The following is a 19,171-nucleotide window of genomic DNA, read 5'->3' on the forward strand; positions in this document are numbered from 1 at the left end:
GAGGCGGGATTCTACACCCACCGTCAACCGCCGGTCAGGCGAGCCCCGAAGACTGCGCCAGCCGGTGCACCCACCAGGCGAGGGCGACATAGAACAGCAGCACCAGCAGCCCGGCGACGATGCCGTAGGTGCGGGAGCGGAAGTGCCAGGCCGCCCAGCCGGTGCCGGCGACGCTCAGCAGGGCGAAGGCGACATAGAGGATCAATGCGAGAGCCATGGGAGAGGGATCCTACTCCGAGCCTGTCGGGCGCCCTGCGGCGCGCTTCCTGCGCCGCCGCTCCAAGATCAGCGTCACCACCGGAAAGAGCGCGATGATGGGAAGAGCGTAGAACTCCGGGCTACGAAAGTCGAGGCCCCGAGGCCGATAGACGCCGCCGTGAAGGAGGCAAGTCAAACCATAGAAAGCCAAGATGGCGAAGCCGCAGAGGCGCCAGAGGGCGAGATCGATCAGCGCCGAGGGCACTGGCGCGCCGGGACGGGACAGGGTGGCACTTGCCGTCCGCTCGAGCCGGTTCGGGCGCAGAATGCCGATCCAGCGGTCGGCGTCCCACAGCAGAAGAACGAGGTTGCCGGCGAGCATGAAGGTGACGACCACGGCGGTGGGGACGACGCCGGTGCTCCAGCAGAAGACGGCGATGGAGGTGATCACCGGCAGGGCCATCACCGCGCCGAGGGTGGCGTAGGTCTGGGTCATCAGGAGAAAGGCGATGGCGAGCTGCACGGCGCCGACGAACGGGTAGAACACGCCGGTGGCGTAGAAGGCGTGAAGGAATTCATGGAAGGAACCGGAGTTCCCCGGGTCCGTGAAGGGCTGGCCGAGCACCTTCTTCAAGCCGGCGGGCAAGAAGGCGAAGCCGAGCAGGATGCGCAGGTTGACGACTGCGAGTTGGCTCCAACGGCGCCCCCTCCATCGGTCGATCCAGCGCATCGGCTCTTGCCTACAAGCTAGTGGAAGGTTTCGCCCTTGTCGGCCATGTCGCGCAGCAGCTGCGCCGGCCGCAGGCGCTCGCCGTGGCGTTCGGCGTAGGCGTCGAGGCGGTCGACGATCTGGCCCAAGCCCACCCGATCCGCCTCGCGCAGGATGCCGCCTCGGAAGGGCGGGAATCCGAAGCCGAAGATCACCGAGATGTCGATGTCCGCCGGATTCTCGATGATGCCGTCTTCGATGGTGCGGGCCGTCTCGTTGAGCATCTGGAGCCAGCAGCGTTCGGCGATCTCGTCGTCCGAGACGGAACCCTCGCGCCAGCCGAGCAGGTCGTAGACCTTCTGGTCGACCTTCTTCTCCTTGCCGTCGTAGAGGTAGAAGCCTTTCTTGCCCTTGCGGCCGGTGCGGCCGTCGTCGATCATCGCCTGGAAGATCTCCGGCGGCTTCATGCGGTCACCGAAGGCTTCGACCATCACCTGGGACACGTGGTGGCCGACGTCCAAACCCACCTCGTCCATCAGCGCGATGGGACCGACCGGCCAACCCCAGGCTTTGACGGCGCGGTCGATCTGCTCGATGGTGGCACCCTCGAGCAGGATGTAGGCGGCCTCGTTGACGAAGGGTCCGAGCACCCGGCTGGTGTAGAAACCCGGGCCGTCGTTCACCACCACCACCGTCTTGCCCATCCGGCGGCCGATATCCACCGTCGTCGCCAGGGTCTCCTCAGAAGTGCCGGGGTGGCGGATCACTTCGATCAGCGGCATCTTGTGCACCGGGCTGAAAAAGTGCATACCGACGAAGTTCTCCGGTCGTGAACTCGCCTCGGCCAGGCGGGTGATGGGAATGGTCGAGGTATTCGAGGCGAAGATCAGGTTGTCCGGCGCCACCGCCTCCGTCTCCTTGGTCACCGCGTGCTTGATGCCGACGTCTTCGAACACCGCCTCGATCACGAAATCCGTCCGCTCGAAGGGCTTGTAGTCCACCGTACCGAACAGCCGACCCATGGCGATCTCGCGCACCGGCGGCTTCATCCGCCGCCGCTTGACCAGTTCGTCGAAGCGGTCCGCGGCGTAACCCATGCCGCGGCCGAGGGAGGCGTGATCGCGGTCCTTCATCACCACCGGCATGCCCTTGTAGGCGAGCACCTGGGCGATGCCGGCGCCCATGAAGCCGGCGCCGAGCACACCGATCTTCTCCACCGGCCGGCCCTTCTCAGCGAGGGCCGCGGCCCGGCCTTCGACATCGTTCTTCATGAAGAAAATGGACATCAGGTTCTTCGCCGTCTCGGACACCACCAATTCCGAGAAGGCGCCGGCCTCGATGTCGAGGGCGCGTTCCAGAGGAAGCTCCAGGCCGTCCTTGACCACATTCACCGCCACCAGCGGCGCCGGATAGTGGCCGCCGGTCTTCTTGAGCACGTTGTCGCGCGCCTGGCTGTAGACCACCCGGTCGCCCAACGGCGTGCGAGCGAGGAAATCGCCGGCGCGCTTGGCGAAGGGCTTGCCCTTGCGCTCGATCTTCTCCTTCTTGAGCACCGTAAGGGCCGCTTCGGCGAGGTTCGCCGGGTGGCAGACTTCGTCCACCAGGCCGATGCGCAAGGCCTTTTTGGCCGGCACCTGCTTGCCGGTGAGGATCAGGTCGAGAGCGTCCGGCACGCCGATCAGCCGCGGCAGCCGCTGGGTGCCGCCGAGGCCGGGAATGATCCCGAGCTGCACTTCCGGCAGGCCGAGCTTGGTCTTGGGGTGCTCTGTGGCCACCCGCCGATCGCAGCACAGGGCCAGCTCCAGGCCGCCTCCCAGGGCGGCGCCGTGGATCGCCGCCACGGTGGTGCAGGGCAAGGCTTCGAAACGCCGGCAGAGGGCGTGGCCCCGCTGCAGAAACCCGAGCACCTGTTCCGGCGTCTCCACGCCTTTCAGCTCCTCGATGTCGGCGCCGGCGATGAATCCCAACGGCTTGCCGGAGATCAGCACCACGCCGTCCGGCCGCTCCGCCTCCAAAGTCGCGAGCTGCTCTTCGAACCACTCGAAGACCCGCGATGAAAGGGTATTGACCTTCTTGTCCGACTCGTCGAATACCAGCCAGGCCACGCCGTCGATGGTGGTCAACGTACCGGGCGGTGACGGCACCGCCGCCGACTTCGTCTTACCTGCCATGGTGCGACTCCTCTCGCGGGATGAAACGTGTCGTCGGAACGCCGTACCGGGGCCGGAAGGACCTACGAACTCAGGGCGTTCCCTGTTGTTGATCGTAAGGATCCATGCCGCAGTGTGTCAAGACTCCGTCGGACCTTGCCATGGCGCGGCAAGCCGATTGGGCGGCGGCTACAACGCCTCGGTATCGCCGCGGCCACAGATGTTCCCCGGCGGATTCAGATACTCCGCAGTGGCACCGGTCTCCATATCGGTGACGGTGATCCGGTACTCGACGTCCGACAGGGCGCCATAGAACACCCAGAAGCGACCGGTGACCGGGCGGCCGTCGATCATCTTGACCACCAGCTCGACGTTCGCCGCGTTGAAGAACCAGAAGAAGCCGGATTCGTCACTGAACGGAATGGCGGTGCCCACGCCCTCGTCGCCGTTGCGCTGATTGCGCCAGTCCACCTCCACCCGAAAGCGCTCGTCGAGCAGGCAGAGGTTCGCATCCCCTTCGCCGCAGGCGCCGAGCGGTTGTGCATCGGAACTGGCGGCGGATGGCATCGGGAAGGTCAGCCCGCCGGGCTCGGGGGCCACCGCCACCCGCAAGAGTTCGGAGCGGCCCGCAGAGCCCAGCGGGAAGGCCGTCGTGTCGCCGCGGCCGCACAGATTGCCGGCCTCGTTCGAGTAGAAACGCTTTTCGCCGGTGGCAGTGTCGGTCACGGCGATGGTGTACTCGACGTCCGACAGGGCACCGTAGAACACCCAGAAGTGGCCGTTAGCGGCCCGGCCGTCGATGATTTTGACCACCAGTTCAACATTCGCCGCGTTGAAGAACCAGAAGAATCCGGATTCCTCGGACCGTTCGATGGTCTTGCCGGTGCCGCTGTCGCCGTTCCTCTGGTTGCGCCAATCCACTTCCACCCGGAAACGGCCGTCCGCACCCAGGCAGAGCGTCTCGGGGCCGGCCTCGCAGGGCTCTTCGACAAACGGCAGCGCCAGGCGCCGCGCCAAGACCCGGCGGGTGAACTCCTGCGAACGGCGCTGCCAGGTGACGAGAACTCCACCGGCACCGGCGGCGACGCTCGGCCGTCGGTGATCCACCCCCGGAGAGGCGTTGACTTCCACCTCGGGTCCCGCCGCGAAGCCCTGCTCGTTGACCAGCCGGGCGAGGATGCGGCCGTTCAAGACCGACACCTCTTCCCAGGCGGCGACGAAGCGCCCGCCGCTGACGGCGGTCACCGAGGGCCGCGAGCGCTGCGCCGGACCGCCGCCGGATAGACGCGTCTCGGATACTCCCAGCGGCCCGGCGGGCTCGATGAGGCGAGCGTAGATCCCCGGTCCGGTGCCGGCTTCGGCGCGACTCTCCCACACCACCAGGGCGCCGCCACCGGGAGCGGCGGCGACCCGCGGCGTGTCCTGGATGTCGGCGTTCTGGAGCGGCACAACGAACTCCGGCCCGAGCGGTGCACCGACCGGGGAGAGCCAGCGCGCCAGCACGTCGTCGCCTTCGAGGTCGAACTCGAAGCTCTCCCACACCACCACCAGATCGCCATCCCCGGTCGCCGAAATGCGCGGGCCGCTGACCAGGTCCGGCGCCGGATCGTCCACCCGGAAGACCGCTCCGGCCGGTGCGCCGGAAACGTTGAGTAGCCGGCCCTCGATGGCCACGCCGCTGTACTGGGGAATCTCGTCGATCTCGCCTTCGAAGCGCAGGTTCTCCCACACCACCGCAAAGCCACCGGCGGGCAAGGCCACCACGTCCGGACTGCCAAGGAGACGGCCGACCTGGGCCGCCACCAGGGTCTCCGGACCCAGGGGATTGCCGGCGCCATCGAACCGCCGGGACACCACGTCGCCGGTGAAGCTGGCATCGAGGCGGGACCACACCACCAGCATCTCGCCGCCGGGCAGCAGGGCCGTCGCCGGCGGCGAGGGGAAGGCTCCGGTCGAGACCGCGCGTGGCGACTCCGGCCCCTGGGCGACGCCATCGGCGCCGAAGATCCGCCCGCACAATCCCGGCACATCGCACTCACCGGTCCAAATCACCGACACTTCGCCGGCTCCGCTGCCCGCCGCACCGGGCCCCTGGACGATGCCGCCCAATTCCCGGCTGACCTCGATCTCGCCGCCGACGGTAGAAAGCTGACCGGACACCGGCAGAACCACCGACACCAGCAGGGAGACAGACCACAGGAAGTGAAGAAAGCGCATAGATCAAATCCTCTGCGAATACGGAAGATTCTGACTTAGAAACCGTCGGGCTGTCAGCAGAACCGGGACTTCGATATGAGATGGAATCATAGACCAGATCGAGGGCCAACCTCCACCCGTCCCGCTCATCGCCCCCAGGAGAACCGAGAGAAGGACGTCAAAAAATCGTCCAAATATATACAAACAAATCACTTTTCTACTCTCTGACCAATCCACTTGACATACCACTTGGGATGAATAAAATATGTCGCATTAACATTTATCACCATCGTGAGGGGCCGGGAACTCGTCCTGCGATCACTCACGGTGTGTCTAGGAGGGGCTACCTGCCATATGAACCAACGAGCAAACTGTCGACCCCATCTCCCGACGGATCGCGATCTCCCAAGTCAGAGGCCGCGAGGGCACCTGCGCTACGGCCTGAGCTCTCTTCTCGTACTTTGGAGCTTCGCCTTCACCTACCCGATCGTCGGCGATCTCGCTCCCTTCGGTGAGGGAGATGAAGTGGCCGTCACAGACTTCGGTGCCGACTCCGCACTGACCGCCTTCGAAGATGATTCCTATCTTGTCGTGACCTTCCAACTCACTGATTCTCCCGTTTTCTCCTCGACACCTCAATGGGAGCCGGTGAGCCGACACGTGAATGCAGCGGACGAACTGGGTGAGCTACGGAGCCTCGGCTCTCTCACCGTGCGGCCGATCGCCGCGGCCGATACCAGCGCGGATCGCGCGCTCGCCGCCTGGACCGGCGGCCGCGGCAACGAAGTCGTCGGGCGTTTATTGGACTCGTCCGGCCTACCGCTGACTTCCGAATTCAATATCGGCAGCGTCGACGCCACCATTCGAAGCGTAGCCGTTGGCGGCCACCCGGAGGGATTCGCGGTGGCCTGGTCAACAGATCTCGAACTTTGGCTGCGCCATTTTGACCTCGACGGAAACGCTTTGGACGAACCGAAGTTTCTGCGATCACCCGCCTCCGCTGACTTTGTTGAGACCTTCGGAAGCACTACCGTAGCGGCCGATGCAGACAGAACTGTGCTTCTTTACAGTGAATTCGACGGCCACGACGTAGGCATTGTGAAGTCCCTCTCGATCGACCGCAGGACGGGCGACGAAGAGACCACGATCCTTCATAGGGTCCTCAATAGGATTCTGGCCCGAATCCGCCCCATCGCCCTCGCTCTCGCAAACGGCCCCGCGGACAGATTCGTGGCGGCTTGGGGGCCGCGCGACCTCGATGATTCCAATCTGGCGCTCCAGGTCTTGGATGGGCGGGGCCGGCCAGTGTCCAAGGTGAGGAGGGCTGTGGAGAATGGTCGCCTGCGGCCAGAGAATTCCATCGCCCTCGACGTTAGCAACGGAGGCAGCATCGTCGCCGGCTGGACCGAGAGCGCGTCCTATCAGGCTCCTTCGACCGCTCATTTTCGAGCCTTCGACCTCCGATTGAACCCCTTTGGCCCGGCCAGGCCTTTGAGTGATGTCCGCGGCACCTACCGGGACCCAGAAGTCGCATTCACCGGGAGAGATCGCCTGGTCGCGATGGCCCAAGTTCAAAAGGAAGTCCTCATCACGGCCCCGGAGGCCCCACCCTTTCTCTCTGCCCACCGCTCCGCCCTCACCTGCGGTTCGAGTGAATCCGTGGTCTGCCTGCAGGAGGGTCGTTTCAAAGTCTCCGTTGATGTGCAGGACGACATCTCCCCCAGCGGCCGCGCCGCAACGGCGGTGCCGGTCACCTCGGACACCGGCAGCTTCTGGTTCTTCAGCGAGGACAATGTCGAGTTGCTGGTCAAGGTGCTCGATGGGCGACCGGTGAACGGCAATTTCTGGGTGATGTTCGGTTCCCTGTCGAACCTCCCCTACACCGTCCGGGTACGGGACACCCTGACCCATATCGAGCGCGAGTTCACCAACCCTCGGGGCCGCCTCGCCAGTCGCGCGATCGTCGACGCTTTTCCGGACGATGGCTCGCCGCCCATCGCCACCGCTAGAGTTCAGGAAGCACCGTCCGGCGGCTGCGATGACACGGCGATGGCCCTCTGCCTCACCGGCGGCCGCTTCCGCGCGACGGTCGACTGGCTCGACCCCCGAAGCGGCCGCAGCGGCACCGCCACCGGCCAGCTGCTGGCCGACAACAGCGGCGCCTTCTGGTTGTTTGGGCCAGAGAATCTGGAACTGATCCTCAAGGTGCTCGACGGCACTTCCAGCAACGGCCACCACTGGGTGTTCGTCGGCGGCTTAACGGATGTCGAGCTGGACATTCGGGTGGACGATCTGTTCACCGGCCAGAGCTGGCAACACCACAAGGAGCCCTTCGAGCTAAAGAGTTTCGCCGATATCGAAGCGTTGCCGCTCGCCCCGATCAGCCCACCGAACTGAGTTCTCCCTCGCCGGTGACGGGGCCTGGCTCGAGCTAGGCCCCGTCACCCGGCTGCCGTTCCGCCTGCCGGCGCCTCGTGCGACAATGCGCCGATGCATCTCGATGAAGGGCTTTTGCGAGCCGTTTGGATTTTGGCGGCTGCTGTGGGGGTGGTGTTCCTCTCGGCGCGGGTACGGATTCCGCCGATCGTCGGCCTCATTCTCACCGGCATCCTGATCGGGCCTTCGGGCTTGGGGCTGGTCGAAGAGGTCGAGGAAGTCGAGGCCCTGGCCGAGATCGGCGTCGTGCTGCTGCTCTTCATCATCGGCCTGGAACTCTCCCTCGGGCAGCTCAAGGACATGGGCCGCGCCTTTCTGTTCGGCGGCCTCACCCAGGCGCTCCTCACCACCCTCGCCACGGCGGCGGTCGCCGCCTACGGCGGCATTCCCTGGTCCGAGGCGATCTTCATCGGCTGGGTGGTCAGCCTGTCGTCGACCGCCGTGGTCTTGAAGCTCTACGGCCAGCGGCGGGAAATGTCCACCCCCCAGGGCCGGGCGGTGCTCGGCATCCTGCTGTTCCAGGATCTGCTGATCGTGCCGATGATCGTGCTCACGCCGGTCATCGCCGGCACCGAGCAAGCTTCACCGCTGGCCCTCCTATTGCGCTTCGGCGGTGCCCTGGCGGCGGTGGCACTGGTGGCGGTCATCGCGCGCTTCGTCGCTCCGCGGCTGCTCCATCTGCTGGTCGCCGTGCGCAGCCGAGAGCTCTTTATCCTCACTTCGCTCTTGGCCTGCCTGGGCTTGTCGTACTTCACCTATTCGCTGGGCTTCTCCCTCGCTCTGGGCGCCTTTCTCGCCGGCATCCTGATCTCCGAAACCGAGTACAGCCACCAGGTGATCGCCGACGTCGCGCCCTTCCGGGACGTGTTCGCTAGCCTCTTTTTCGTCTCCATCGGCATGCTGGTGGACCTCGATTTCGCCCTCGACAACGGCCCCCTGCTGCTCGCCATGGCGGCCGGCGTGGTGCTCTTGAAGGCGCTCTTTGCCGGGGCGGCGGTGAAGGTGGTGGGCTACCCGGTGCGCATCGCCCTGGTCGGCGGACTCGGGCTGGCGCAGATCGGAGAGTTCTCTTTCGTCCTGATGGACGTCGGCCGGTCGAACGGACTGCTAGCGGGCAACATTTACCAACTCCTCCTCGGCACGGCGGTGCTGACCCTGCTCCTCACTCCGGCCTTCGTCACCTTCGCACCGGGGATCGGCCGCCGGGTGGCGGCTTTGGTGCGGGCGGCGGATCCCGAGTCGGCGGCGGAGCATGCGGGATTGTCATCCCACGTGATCATCGTCGGCTACGGCCTCAACGGCAGTCTGCTGGCCCGGGTGTTGGGCGAAGCGGGCTTGCCATTCGTGGTGATCGAACTCAACAACTCGACCGTTCAACAAGCCCGTCGCGAGGGCGTGCCGATCCTCTTCGGCGACGCCAGCCGGCAGGAGATTCTCGAACACGCCGGCATCGAACGGGCGCAGGCGGTGGTCTTCGCCATGTCGGACCTGCCGGCCATGCGGCGCAGCGTGCGCCTCGCCCGCGGCCTGGCACCGGCGGTCAAGATCATCGTGCGCACCCGCATGGTGCAGGAGATCGATTCGGTGCGCCTAGCCGGAGCCGACGAGGTGGTGGCCGAGGAGTTCGAATCGGCGATCGAAGTGTTCACCCTGGTGCTCCGCCACTTCCACGTGCCGCGCAACATCATCCGCACCCAAACCCGGCTGCTGCGCGGCGAGGATTACCGGATGCTGCGGGTGCCCGGCGCCTCCGAGGGAGTGTCCGAAACGGTGCTCCAGGCACTGGAGGCTGGAACCACCGATCTCTACCGCATGACGCCCGAGAGCCGTGCCCGCGGCGGCACCCTGCGGGACCTCGACCTGCGCAATCGCACCGGGGCGAGCGTCATCGCGGTAGTGCGGGGGGAAGAGTCGTTTCCCAACCCGTCGCCCACCATGGAGCTGGAAGAAGGGGACACGCTGGTATTCGTCGGCAGCCACGAGCAGATCGAGGCGGCCTTCGACCTGATGGAAGCGTACCGCGCCGGCGAGTCCTAGCCTGCCCGCCTTTGGTAGCCTGCGCGCTGATGCCATCGAGAACATGCTTTCTTGCCGCGCTGGCGGTTCTACTCGGCCTTACCGTCGGCGGTTTCAGCGGGCTGCAGGCGAGCGAGGACTGCCGGCCGCTGCGCCTCGGACTGCCCTACGACGCGCGATCCGGCGAAGTCCAGGACGAGGTGCTGGCCATCCTCGCAGAGGCTTGGCGCCCGAACGACCGCTGTCCGCGACGCGTCCAAGTCGCCCTCGGTTCGCCCTACCATCTACTCGATTGGTTTCACCGCAGCTCGCTGGATCTGGCCCTGCTGCAAGATCCGGCCATTGCGCTGCTCCTCAAGGACCACCCGGAGCGGCCGCTGCAGGAAGTCGTGGTGCCGCCAGAACGGGCGACGAGGCTCCATTCCAGCGCTTCGCCGGTGTACTGGCAAGCGACCTCCTCCGCGGCCTCTTCGACACCGCCGAAACGTGACGACTTCTTCGCCTCCTCAGTGCGCCAGGCACGGGCCGACGCCGAGCGCCAGCGGAAAGAAGAGTGTTCGGGCGGCAACCCCGCAATACGAGAAGCGCTGGAACCGGGGGACGGATACCAGGTGGTCGCAAGCTGGCATCTGGACCCGGGCTACCTGGCGCTGCTCTTCCGTTTCGAAGAGTGGTGGCGGAAACACGGCCCCGAGGACGTGCCGAAGGATCTCGTCTGGCGGGTGCTGCTGCGGCGCAGCCGCTTCCGGAGTCCCAGCCGGGTCGCCGCCGCGGCGGCCAACGGTACCGTGGCAAGGCCAACCAGCCTCGAACCGGTGCTGATTCGAGATCCGATCCGGCGCCGGCTGATCGCCCACCCCCAGGAGATCGCCTCTCGACTGCGGCCACAGGCTCTTCAGCCGGCGCACGGCTCCCTACCACCCGGGATTCGGGACCTCATCGAATCACCGCCGGAGCCCTTCCGACCGTCCATCGAAATCACTCCGGCCTTCGGCGCTCGCACCTTCTCCTTCACCCTCGGCGAGAGCATGGACCTACTGCGAGGGAGCCAGAATCGACGGCTCGCCCTGGTGCTGCCCGGCGGCGGGGTCAAGGCCGCCTACCAGTCGCGCCTGGTCGATGCTCTCTACGGCGAGCACTGGATTCACAACTCGGAATCGCGCCCCCTGAACGGGAATTCCCTCCCGGTCGACACCGTCGTAGGCACCAGCGGAGGTGCGCTCCTCGGCTACTTCGTCGCCCGCCTGAGCGAGCACAGTTCCTTCGACCTGGCCACCCTGTTGTGGAACGTACCGGAGACTTCACGCCGCTGCGCCCGCTCCGACGAAGCGAAGTCCCAGCCCGATGGCACACCTCGACCCGGTCAACAAAACGCGGCAGAAATCCGCACCCTGCGCAGCGGAGACATCTTCCCGGGCGGGGACTTCCTGCGCTACGCCAGCGTGCTGGTGGCCTTTCTCATCTTGAGCGCCGTGCTCTGGCTGGCGGCCTTTCCCCGCAAAAGCCCGCTACACGCCCATCCCATCCATCCGGATCGGCCGCCGGGACGCCGCCGCCTGACCTTCGGCGCGGCCTGGTTTCTGTTCGTCATTCCCCTGCTGGTCAAGGCCATCCACGGTCCGGAGCTGGCCGAACATATTCCCGAGATCGAGGGGCTCGTCTACGCCCTCGCCACCTTCCTGGCGGTCACCGCCGACCAGATCCTGGTGCGCCTAGAGGGGGACCCCGAAAATCCGCCGCCGGTCCACCCGGCGGGCGTCTGGAGGATCCCCGCCGTCTTCCTCGCGGTGGGCACGGTGATCGGCGGAATTCCCTTCCTCGTCCGCATCGAGAGCCTGAAGATCAACCATCAGTGGCTCGACGCTCCGGCACCCTTCGCGCTGGCGGCGAGCCTGCTCTACGGGCTGTTCTTGGCCGTCGGCTGGTGGATGATGCGGGGCCGGCGTCGATTCACCAAGGGTCAAATCGCCCTCTTGGTCAGCGGCATCGTCGCGGCCCCCATCGTCATGCTCGTCACCTCTCGCTTCTGGATCGCCGCCTTCGAGTTGTTGGGGGAAGCCGCTCTCTTCTTCCTCGGATTCTTGCTGGTCGCGCTGCTCCTGCTGCTGCGCGAGCTAGTGCCGGATCGATTCGAGCAGCCGCTCGCCGGCGGGCCGGTCGCCGGCTATCTCCTGCTGACCAGCACGGTGATCCTCAGCCTCACCCGTCCGGTGGGAGTTTGCGACCTCGGCCCGAATCTGATGGCACCCTCCGGCCTGGGACTGTCGATCGGCGCCCTGATGGTCAGCCTCGGCTCCCTCGTCTTCTTCGCCGGCTTGATCGCCGTCGTCTTCACCTCCGACCGCAGGTATGTGATCGCTCGCCGCGACGATCTCTTCGCCGGTCTGGCGGTTGCCGTGGGACACATCCTGCTGGTGTACCTGGTGCTCATCGGAGGAGCCTTCGTCGGCGGCCTTTCCAACCTCGAGCTGACCTGGGGGTTCTGGTTGCGCCTGATCGTGGTGGCCTTCGCCTGGAGCGTGCTGCTGGTCACCCTCGGCCTCTTCGGCCGCATTCCCTACCTGCAACGAGGCCTCAAGTTTCTCGCCTCCATGCACCCCAACGGCGCGTTGGTCAAACGGCGGCTCTTGCGCGTCGCCGGCATCGCCTTCCTCGCCCTGGTGTGGTGGAACCTGACCGTCGCGCCGGCGATCTACGGCAACCGCAAGGCGCGCTCTTATCTGGAGGCGGCGATCGCCCGCTTCGACCGACAAGAAGCTCCACGGCCGGCTCGCCTGAACACCCGCTTCCTGGTGCCCACCAACGTTCTCGATCAGTCGGAAGTCGGCTCGGAATCGGAACCCGACGGCGCCTCCGAGAGCACCTATTTCTTTCTCTTCTCACCGGGGGAACCGGCCCTGTCGCCGGGCGACGGCAGTGGCGCTCGATGGCTCTCCTACGGCACCGACTTCAGCGGGACGGCGTCCGAGAACCCGGACATCTTGACGGACCGTGAGCTCCTCGAAAAGGTGATCATGGCCTCCGGATCACCGTTCCCGATCTTTCCGGCAACCCGCATCGACGGCCTGCCGGGCAACGACGAAACCTATTGGATGATCGACGGCGGCTTCTCCAGCCTGGTGCCGGTGGACGCCGCCCTCAACGCCGAGAACGAGCAGATCCTGATCGTCCACTCAACCCACCCGTTGGGCCACCCGCGAGCCCCTTCAAGTTTCGGCGGTCTGCTCAAGAAGGTGCCGGGCAACCTCACCCAAAATCTTGGCCGCCTGCCGGCACATCTGTTCGGAGCGTCCCAGCGGGTGGATCAGATCAGCCGCCGGGAGTCCCTGGTGATCTCCTTGGCGCCACCTCAGCGGCGCACCCCTTGGCCGCCGCTCTTCGACTTCCGCAAGCGCACCGTCGACTGTTTGATCCACTGGGCGGAGGAAGACCTGGACGAGCGCATCGGCCTGGTGGAGAGCTGGGGCCAACCGAACTTCAGGGCGCCGGTGAATCTGACGCCACCCGCACCTCCGCGGACTCCGTGAAGAAGCGCTCCACCACATCGATGAACCACTGCGGATCGGACCCGGGAAAGCCGATGTGGCCGCCGCCGGGGGTTGCCAGCAGGTAGGCGGCGGGGTTTTCGGCCGCCGCCCGGCGCAGCTCCTCGACCACCAATCGCCCGAACAGCGGGTCATCCTCGGCCGCCAGGATCAACAGAGGACGACTCGCCCGCTCGATCGGCGGCACCGGATCCGACAGCGCCAGGGCGAGCGGCCCCGGCACGCCGGTGCGCCGCTCCAGGTGGGCGAGCATCGAGGCGAAAGGACCCGCCTCGGTGACGGGGATGTCCTGATCTTCGAGACGGCGGGTGAGCAGCTTGCGAAAGCTCCGGTCGATCAGCCCGAGGAGCCCGCGATCCTGCCAGTAGATGGGACCGCTGAAGGAATCGAAAACCTGTTCCAGGGCGGCCGGCGGTGAGACCGCCACGGCGCCGGCCCGCGGTGGATCCGGACGGCCGAGGGCGTGGAGCACATCGAGCGCCCCGAGGGAGAAACCGAGCAGCCCGACGGGCCGGTTCGTCTCGCCGGCGCCGTCCTGGGCCGCCCAGCGCCCCCAGCGAACGAGGTCGCCGCCTTCGGCGAGGCCGAGGGTGGGCAGCCAGGCGGGTTTCAACAGGCAGCCGTGCCAGCGCATGTCCGGCACCAGCACCCCAAAGTCGCGGGCTGCGAGAGCCTCCGCCGTGCGCCGCACGTAGGCGCTGTTGCGGCTATCGAACAGACCGTGCACCACCACCACCAGCGGCTTGTCCGGTGAGCCGGCGAAGCGGTAGCCGTGGAGCGGCGGCGCCCCCTCGACGGAAACACCCCGGAGATCCTCGAAGCCGTTCGGCGGATCGCTCTCGCAAGCGGTGGCGGCGCGCTGGTCAGCGCGTTTGCGGTCGAGGTCTCCTCGCACTACCCGGGAGGTACTGCGGAAGGCTCCTTCGGTCTTCGGTGGAATCGGTCCGGCGGCGTCGATACAGTGCCAAAGGTCCGCCGGCTCGGCGCCGCCTTCGCAACTCCAGGGCTCGGACTCCGGCAGCGGTGGCAGACTGCTGCAGCCGACGCCGAGCAAGGCGAAGGCGAGGAGTGCCGCCAACGCGGTGCCTCCGGCCACCCAGGTGCGCCGCCTCCAGCGCCCCGCCGACCTCATCCTCCGACGACCCGTGTTCATGACCGCAGTATCGTCCGCCGAAGGATGCGGCGCAAGGGGTCTCTCGCTCGACCTACCCCGCCGCTCCGAAGGAACTCACAGATAGGCTCATCCCTCCATTCCGATGTGCTAGCCTCGCCTCGCCTTGACCCTGCCGAATGACGGATCGACTCCGCCGCTAGGGACTCCAGAAAGCGAGGTCCCGACAACGCGGGAGCCCTCTCCAGACGACCGGACCTGGGGAGCCCTCGCTTCCCTACTGCTGTCCGGCGCCGTCTTCCTCTTCTACAGCCTGGTGCAAGGCTTCGGCATCGTCGCGGTGCTGGTGGTCCAGCCCTACGGCGAATTGAACGCCTTCGAGCCCGAACGCCTCATCAACCAATACTTCGGCCAGATCCTGTGGGTCGGCACCCTCATTGCCTTGCCCGTCGCCCTCGTCGCCCTGTGGCTGCTGACTCGCCTGAGGCGCCCCGGCGGCGTGGCCCAGTACCTCGGCCTGCGGGGGTTCCGCTGGTGGCAAGGATTGCTCTGGCTGGCGGCCACCTACGCCTTGGTGACCGCCATCACCTACGTCGCCACCGTCTTCGAGCGCCCGCCGATCCCGGACTTCATAGAGCAGGCGATGACCACCGCCGGCTTCATGCCTGGTCTGGTGTTGGCCGTTGGCCTGGCGGCGCCGATCATCGAAGAGTTGCTGTTTCGCGGCTTTCTCTACGAAGGGCTGGCCAAAAGCCGTTTGGGTGAGGTGGGCGCCATCGTGCTGATCAGCGCCCTGTTCGCGGTGATCCACCTACAGTACGACGCCTTCGACATGTTCTCGGTGTTCCTCCTCGGGCTCCTGTTCGGTATCGTCCGCTGGCAAACCGGTTCGACCTGGCTGGCGATCCTCCTGCACGCCGCGATCAACCTTTTCGCCCTCTTCCAGTCGCACCGCTACCTGGAGAGCATCCTTTGAGCCTGCTCGCCGTCGCCGGAGTCTTGATCACCCTCACCGCCTTGCTGGCATGGCTCAACGAGCGCACCCTGCGCCTGCCGCCGGCGATCGGCGTGATGGTCGGTGGATTCCTGGCGTCCTTGGCGGTGCTGGGGCTGGGAGCGGCGGGCTTCGGCACCCGAGAATGGGCCGGCCAGCTCCTCGCGCGGGTGCCCTTCGACGACCTGCTGATGGAGGGCATGCTGAGCTACCTGCTGTTCGCCGGGGCGCTCCATGTGGACCTCTCGGAACTGCTCCGCCAGCGCTGGACGGTGCTGACCTTGGCCACCGTCGGAGTGGTGTTTTCGACCTTCCTGGTGGGCGGAGCCATCGTCTTTCTGCTGCCGCTCCTCGGTCTGGCCCTACCGTTCGCCTTTGCCCTGCTCTTTGGCTCGCTGATCTCGCCGACGGATCCGATCGCCGTTCTCGCCATCCTCAAGAAGGCCGGCGCGCCGTCGGAGCTGCGTTCGCTGATCACCGGCGAGTCCCTGTTCAACGACGGCGTGGGCGTGGTGGTGTTCTCGGTCATCGCCGGCATCGCCGTCCACGGCCGCCAACTCGACCCGGCGAGCATCGGCCTGCTGTTCGTCGAAGAGGCGATCGGCGGGGTGATCTTCGGCTTGGGCCTGGGCTTCGTCGCGTACCACCTGCTGCGCCGGGTGGATGACCACTCCGTCGAGGTGTTGATCACCCTGGCGACGGTGCAGGGCGGCTATGCCCTGGCCCTCGCCCTCCACACCTCCGGCCCCATCGCCATGGTGGTGGCCGGCCTGTTCATCGGCAACCGCGGGCGAATGTTCGCCATGTCCGACAACGTGCGCCGCCGTCTCGATGAATTCTGGGAGATGACGGACGAAATCCTGAACGCGATCCTGTTTTTGATCATCGGCCTCGAAGTGCTGGTGCTCGATTGGAGCCCGGCCAAAATCATCGCCGGCCTGGTGGCCATCCCGCTGGTGCTGGGCGCCCGCTGGCTGACCGTCGGCGGCGCCGTCACCGCCCGCCGCCGGCGGCGGACCTTCCCGCCGGGCACCGTTCGCCTGATGACCTGGGGCGGACTGCGCGGCGGCATCTCCGTCGCCCTCGCCCTGTCGCTGCCGCCGAGCTCGGAGCGCGACCTGATCGTCGCCATCACCTATGTCGTGGTGTTCTTCTCGATCCTGGTGCAAGGGCTCACCGTCGGTCCGCTGGTGCGGCTGCTCTCGCACCCCAAAACCGTCCCGGGAGGGACTGCGGCATGAAGGTCCGCCGTTTTCTCACCTTCGCCGGCGCCGGGTTGCTGGCCCTCGGCGCGATCGTCAGCGCTCCGCTGGCGGCCCAGTCGATCGACTACGGCTCGGAATCGCCCATCCCGTCGGACGAAGCCCTGGAAGCCTCCGAAGCAGTGATCGGTGAGATCGTCGTCCGGACCGGCAACGTCTTCGATACGGACGATCCGGCGGAATCGAAGGTCCTGTTTCGCTTCGCCAACCGCGTCCACCGCACCACCCGCCCGGCGGTGATCGAGGATTTGTTGCTGTTTCGCAGCGGCGATCTCTACTCGCGCCGCATCCTCGACGAAACGGAGCGCCTGCTGCGCTCGAAACGCTACCTGTATGACGCCCAGATCCGGCCGATCCACTACGGCGGCAATCGCGTCGACCTGGAGGTGGTCACCCGCGACGTGTGGACCCTCACCGCCGGCCTGGGGTTCTCGCGCAGCGGAGGCGAAAACTCGACCCGCTTCGAAGTGCAGGAGAGCAACTTTCTCGGTACCGGTCGCGAGATCATCGTCGAGCGCACCGAAGACGTGGACCGCACCCGGGAACTGGTGGCCTTCGCCGACCGCTCCCTGGGCGGCACCCACGCCCAACTCGAACTGTGGCTCGCCAACATGAGCGACGGCTCCCTACAGCGGCTCGAGCTCGAACGCCCCTTCGTCTCCCTCGACGCACGCTGGGGTTCCGGTCTCTTCGTGCGGGTAGAGGACCGGGTAGACCCGTTCTACCTCGCCGGCCGAGAGGTCGATCGCTTCCGCCACCAGCGCACCTATGCGGAATTCTATTGGGGACGCTCCAAAGGCTTGAGGAACGGCTGGACCCGCCGCCTGTTGACCGGCTACACCTACGACGAACGGCAGTTCGGCAACCGGCGGGTCGAGTCCTTCAGCCGCTTCCAGCCGAGGGACCGCACCCTGTCGTATCCCTGGCTCGGCTTCGAAGTGATCGAAGACCGGTTCCTCGAAACCAACGACCTCGACCAACTCCAGCGCACCGAGGACTTTTTCATCGGGCGCCGCTTCCACGGCAAACTGGGCTATTCGCCGGAGGCCCTCGGCGGCGACCAGGAGCGGTGGGTTTTCGACAGCGGCTTTTCGAGCGGCCATCCGATCGGCGACCAGCGGATGTTGCTGCTCTCCGGCGGCCTCACCTCGCGCTGGGCCGACGGCCAAGAGCAGAACCTGATGGCGAATCTGCGGGCACGCTTCTACCAGCGCAACTTCGGCAACAACCTGTTCTTCGTCTCCGCCGAAGTGGACGCCACCCAGCAGGCGGACATTGAAACGCAGCTTCTGCTCGGCGGCGATTCGGGATTGCGCGGATACCCTCTGCGCTACCAGGACGGCAACCGGCGCTTCCTCGTCACCCTCGAACAGCGCTTCTACACCGACTGGCACCTCTTCCAGCTAGTCCACGTCGGCGGCGCCGTCTTCTTCGACATCGGCCGCGCCTGGTTCGACGGCGAAGATCCGCTCCTCATCCGCGGCCCGGAATACACCGACAAAGTGCTCAAAGACATCGGCTTTGGCCTGCGCCTCTCCTCCAGCCGCTCCGGCCAGGGCTCCATGATCCATCTCGACGTCGCCTTCCCCCTCGACCGCGACGACTCGATCAGCGGCGTGCAGTGGCTGATCTCGACCAAAGAGACGTTCTAGACCTACCCACACGGCCCCAAAGTGGACTCAAAGCCTCGGTTCTGTTATTTTTGTGCGCATGAAAATAGAAGTCTGCTTGTGGCTCATAGATCATCCGGAGCCTGCCAAAGCGGGACCCCGCGATGAATGACCGTCTTCCGCTCCCGCCCAAGAACGGCGGCGCGCTACAATTCCCTGAGGATGAAAACAAAGAAAGCCGGCCCCGGCCGACCTCGCACCCGGAGCGAGGACATCGTGGTGTTCAACGCGCAGCTCACCAGCCGAGCACGCAACCGCCTGAAAGCCCTCGCCCAGGTCGAAGACGACTACGCCTACAAGATCCTGGAGAGCGCCTTCTGGTCGATGTGGGAATCCCTGCCGCCGCGAAGGAGGGAAGCGGCGGAAAAGATCGCAAAGGCCCTGGAGTCCATCCGCGAGACGAGCAGAGCCCAAAGCCCGGGAAAAAACGGCTAGAGAACACGCCCAAGAAGAAACGCGCCGTGCCCTCCCCGCTCACCTGGGGCGGAGGTATAACCGAAAGTTGTGTATGGCGGGATGAGACAGGCGGCATATCCTGGGTCTGAAATTCGGATCCATGACCGCCCGGTGGCTGCCGGGCAGGAGATATGCCGCCATGACCGAGTGTAGCTCGAAGTTGGTTTCCTTTCCCCAAGAAACGGCTGTCGATGCGCTGAGCGAGGTGCTTCGCCGCGGTGCTCGGGAGCTTTTGGCCCATGCGATCGAGCAGGAAGTGACGGAGTACGTGAGTGCCCGGCATGATCTGGTCGACCCGGAGGGTCGTCGTCTTGTGGTTCGCAACGGCCATCTGCCGGAGCGTGTGCTCCAGACGCCTCTCGGCAGTCTTTCGGTCCAACAGCCTCGGGTGCGAGATCGGCGTCCTGCGGCCGAGCGGGAAGGCTTCC

At 66.1% G+C, this 19,171-nt stretch carries 13 protein-coding genes; 8 read left to right on the plus strand and 5 right to left on the minus strand.

The window, feature by feature from the left end; all coding sequences use genetic code 11:
- Positions 1-34: 34 nt before the first annotated feature.
- The 4 genes from AAF481_02375 to AAF481_02390 form a co-directional block, all read right to left on the minus strand.
- The gene (locus AAF481_02375) at positions 35-217 is read right to left on the minus strand and encodes a hypothetical protein (GenBank protein MEM7479994.1); all 183 of its coding nucleotides are present in this window, start codon (positions 215-217) and stop codon (positions 35-37) included.
- Positions 218-229: 12 nt separating this feature from the next.
- Positions 230-928, minus strand: a complete 699-nt coding sequence (locus tag AAF481_02380) for a hypothetical protein (protein MEM7479995.1) — start codon at positions 926-928, stop codon at positions 230-232.
- A 17-nt stretch (positions 929-945) separates the two neighbouring features.
- On the minus strand, positions 946-3,078 hold the full coding sequence (locus tag AAF481_02385; protein MEM7479996.1) for a 3-hydroxyacyl-CoA dehydrogenase NAD-binding domain-containing protein: 2,133 nt from the start codon (positions 3,076-3,078) through the stop codon (positions 946-948).
- Positions 3,079-3,246: 168 nt separating this feature from the next.
- The gene (locus AAF481_02390; protein MEM7479997.1) at positions 3,247-5,274 is read right to left on the minus strand and encodes a hypothetical protein; all 2,028 of its coding nucleotides are present in this window, start codon (positions 5,272-5,274) and stop codon (positions 3,247-3,249) included.
- Positions 5,275-5,901: 627 nt separating this feature from the next.
- On the opposite strand from AAF481_02390, the gene AAF481_02395 reads away from it, so the two are divergent.
- The 3 genes from AAF481_02395 (at position 5,902) to AAF481_02405 (ending at position 13,232) form a co-directional block, all read left to right on the plus strand.
- Entirely contained in the window at positions 5,902-7,650 is a 1,749-nt protein-coding gene (locus AAF481_02395) for a hypothetical protein (protein ID MEM7479998.1), read from the plus strand.
- Positions 7,651-7,743: 93 nt separating this feature from the next.
- Entirely contained in the window at positions 7,744-9,726 is a 1,983-nt protein-coding gene (locus tag AAF481_02400) for a cation:proton antiporter (protein MEM7479999.1), read from the plus strand.
- Positions 9,727-9,755: 29 nt separating this feature from the next.
- The gene (locus AAF481_02405) at positions 9,756-13,232 is read left to right on the plus strand and encodes a patatin-like phospholipase family protein (protein MEM7480000.1); all 3,477 of its coding nucleotides are present in this window, start codon (positions 9,756-9,758) and stop codon (positions 13,230-13,232) included.
- Here AAF481_02405 and AAF481_02410 read toward each other — a convergent pair.
- The gene (locus tag AAF481_02410) at positions 13,183-14,403 is read right to left on the minus strand and encodes an alpha/beta fold hydrolase (GenBank protein ID MEM7480001.1); all 1,221 of its coding nucleotides are present in this window, start codon (positions 14,401-14,403) and stop codon (positions 13,183-13,185) included. The two genes, AAF481_02405 and AAF481_02410, sit on opposite strands and share 50 nt — an antisense overlap.
- A 124-nt stretch (positions 14,404-14,527) precedes the next feature.
- Here AAF481_02410 and AAF481_02415 point away from each other — a divergent pair, with 124 nt between their 5' ends.
- From AAF481_02415 to AAF481_02435, 5 genes are all read left to right on the plus strand, one after another.
- Complete coding sequence (locus tag AAF481_02415; GenBank protein MEM7480002.1) at positions 14,528-15,337, plus strand: type II CAAX endopeptidase family protein; 810 nt, start codon at positions 14,528-14,530, stop codon at positions 15,335-15,337.
- A complete protein-coding gene (locus AAF481_02420) occupies positions 15,334-16,596 on the plus strand; it encodes a sodium:proton antiporter (protein MEM7480003.1) in 1,263 nt (420 codons plus the stop codon). The genes AAF481_02415 and AAF481_02420 overlap by 4 nt, the downstream gene beginning before the upstream one ends.
- Positions 16,593-18,269, plus strand: a complete 1,677-nt coding sequence (locus AAF481_02425) for a hypothetical protein (protein MEM7480004.1) — start codon at positions 16,593-16,595, stop codon at positions 18,267-18,269. Before AAF481_02420 ends, AAF481_02425 begins: the two co-directional genes overlap by 4 nt.
- A gap of 180 nt (positions 18,270-18,449) precedes the next feature.
- The gene (locus tag AAF481_02430) at positions 18,450-18,722 is read left to right on the plus strand and encodes a hypothetical protein (protein MEM7480005.1); all 273 of its coding nucleotides are present in this window, start codon (positions 18,450-18,452) and stop codon (positions 18,720-18,722) included.
- A gap of 160 nt (positions 18,723-18,882) precedes the next feature.
- On the plus strand, positions 18,883-19,171 hold a 289-nt coding region (locus AAF481_02435), incomplete at its 3' end, for an IS256 family transposase (GenBank protein ID MEM7480006.1).

The organism is Acidobacteriota bacterium (assembly GCA_039030395.1).
Classification (GTDB): Bacteria; Acidobacteriota; Thermoanaerobaculia; order Multivoradales; family JBCCEF01; genus JBCCEF01.

Coding starts and splice junctions, on each gene's coding strand:
- AAF481_02385 (MEM7479996.1), bottom strand. CDS start 3,078: ATGGCAGGTAAGACGAAGTCGGCGGCGGTGCCGTCACCGCCCGGTACG.
- AAF481_02425 (MEM7480004.1), top strand. CDS start 16,593: ATGAAGGTCCGCCGTTTTCTCACCTTCGCCGGCGCCGGGTTGCTGGCC.
- AAF481_02375 (MEM7479994.1), bottom strand. CDS start 217: ATGGCTCTCGCATTGATCCTCTATGTCGCCTTCGCCCTGCTGAGCGTC.
- AAF481_02380 (MEM7479995.1), bottom strand. CDS start 928: ATGCGCTGGATCGACCGATGGAGGGGGCGCCGTTGGAGCCAACTCGCA.
- AAF481_02410 (MEM7480001.1), bottom strand. CDS start 14,403: ATGAACACGGGTCGTCGGAGGATGAGGTCGGCGGGGCGCTGGAGGCGG.
- AAF481_02390 (MEM7479997.1), bottom strand. CDS start 5,274: ATGCGCTTTCTTCACTTCCTGTGGTCTGTCTCCCTGCTGGTGTCGGTG.
- AAF481_02430 (MEM7480005.1), top strand. CDS start 18,450: ATGAAAACAAAGAAAGCCGGCCCCGGCCGACCTCGCACCCGGAGCGAG.
- AAF481_02400 (MEM7479999.1), top strand. CDS start 7,744: ATGCATCTCGATGAAGGGCTTTTGCGAGCCGTTTGGATTTTGGCGGCT.
- AAF481_02405 (MEM7480000.1), top strand. CDS start 9,756: ATGCCATCGAGAACATGCTTTCTTGCCGCGCTGGCGGTTCTACTCGGC.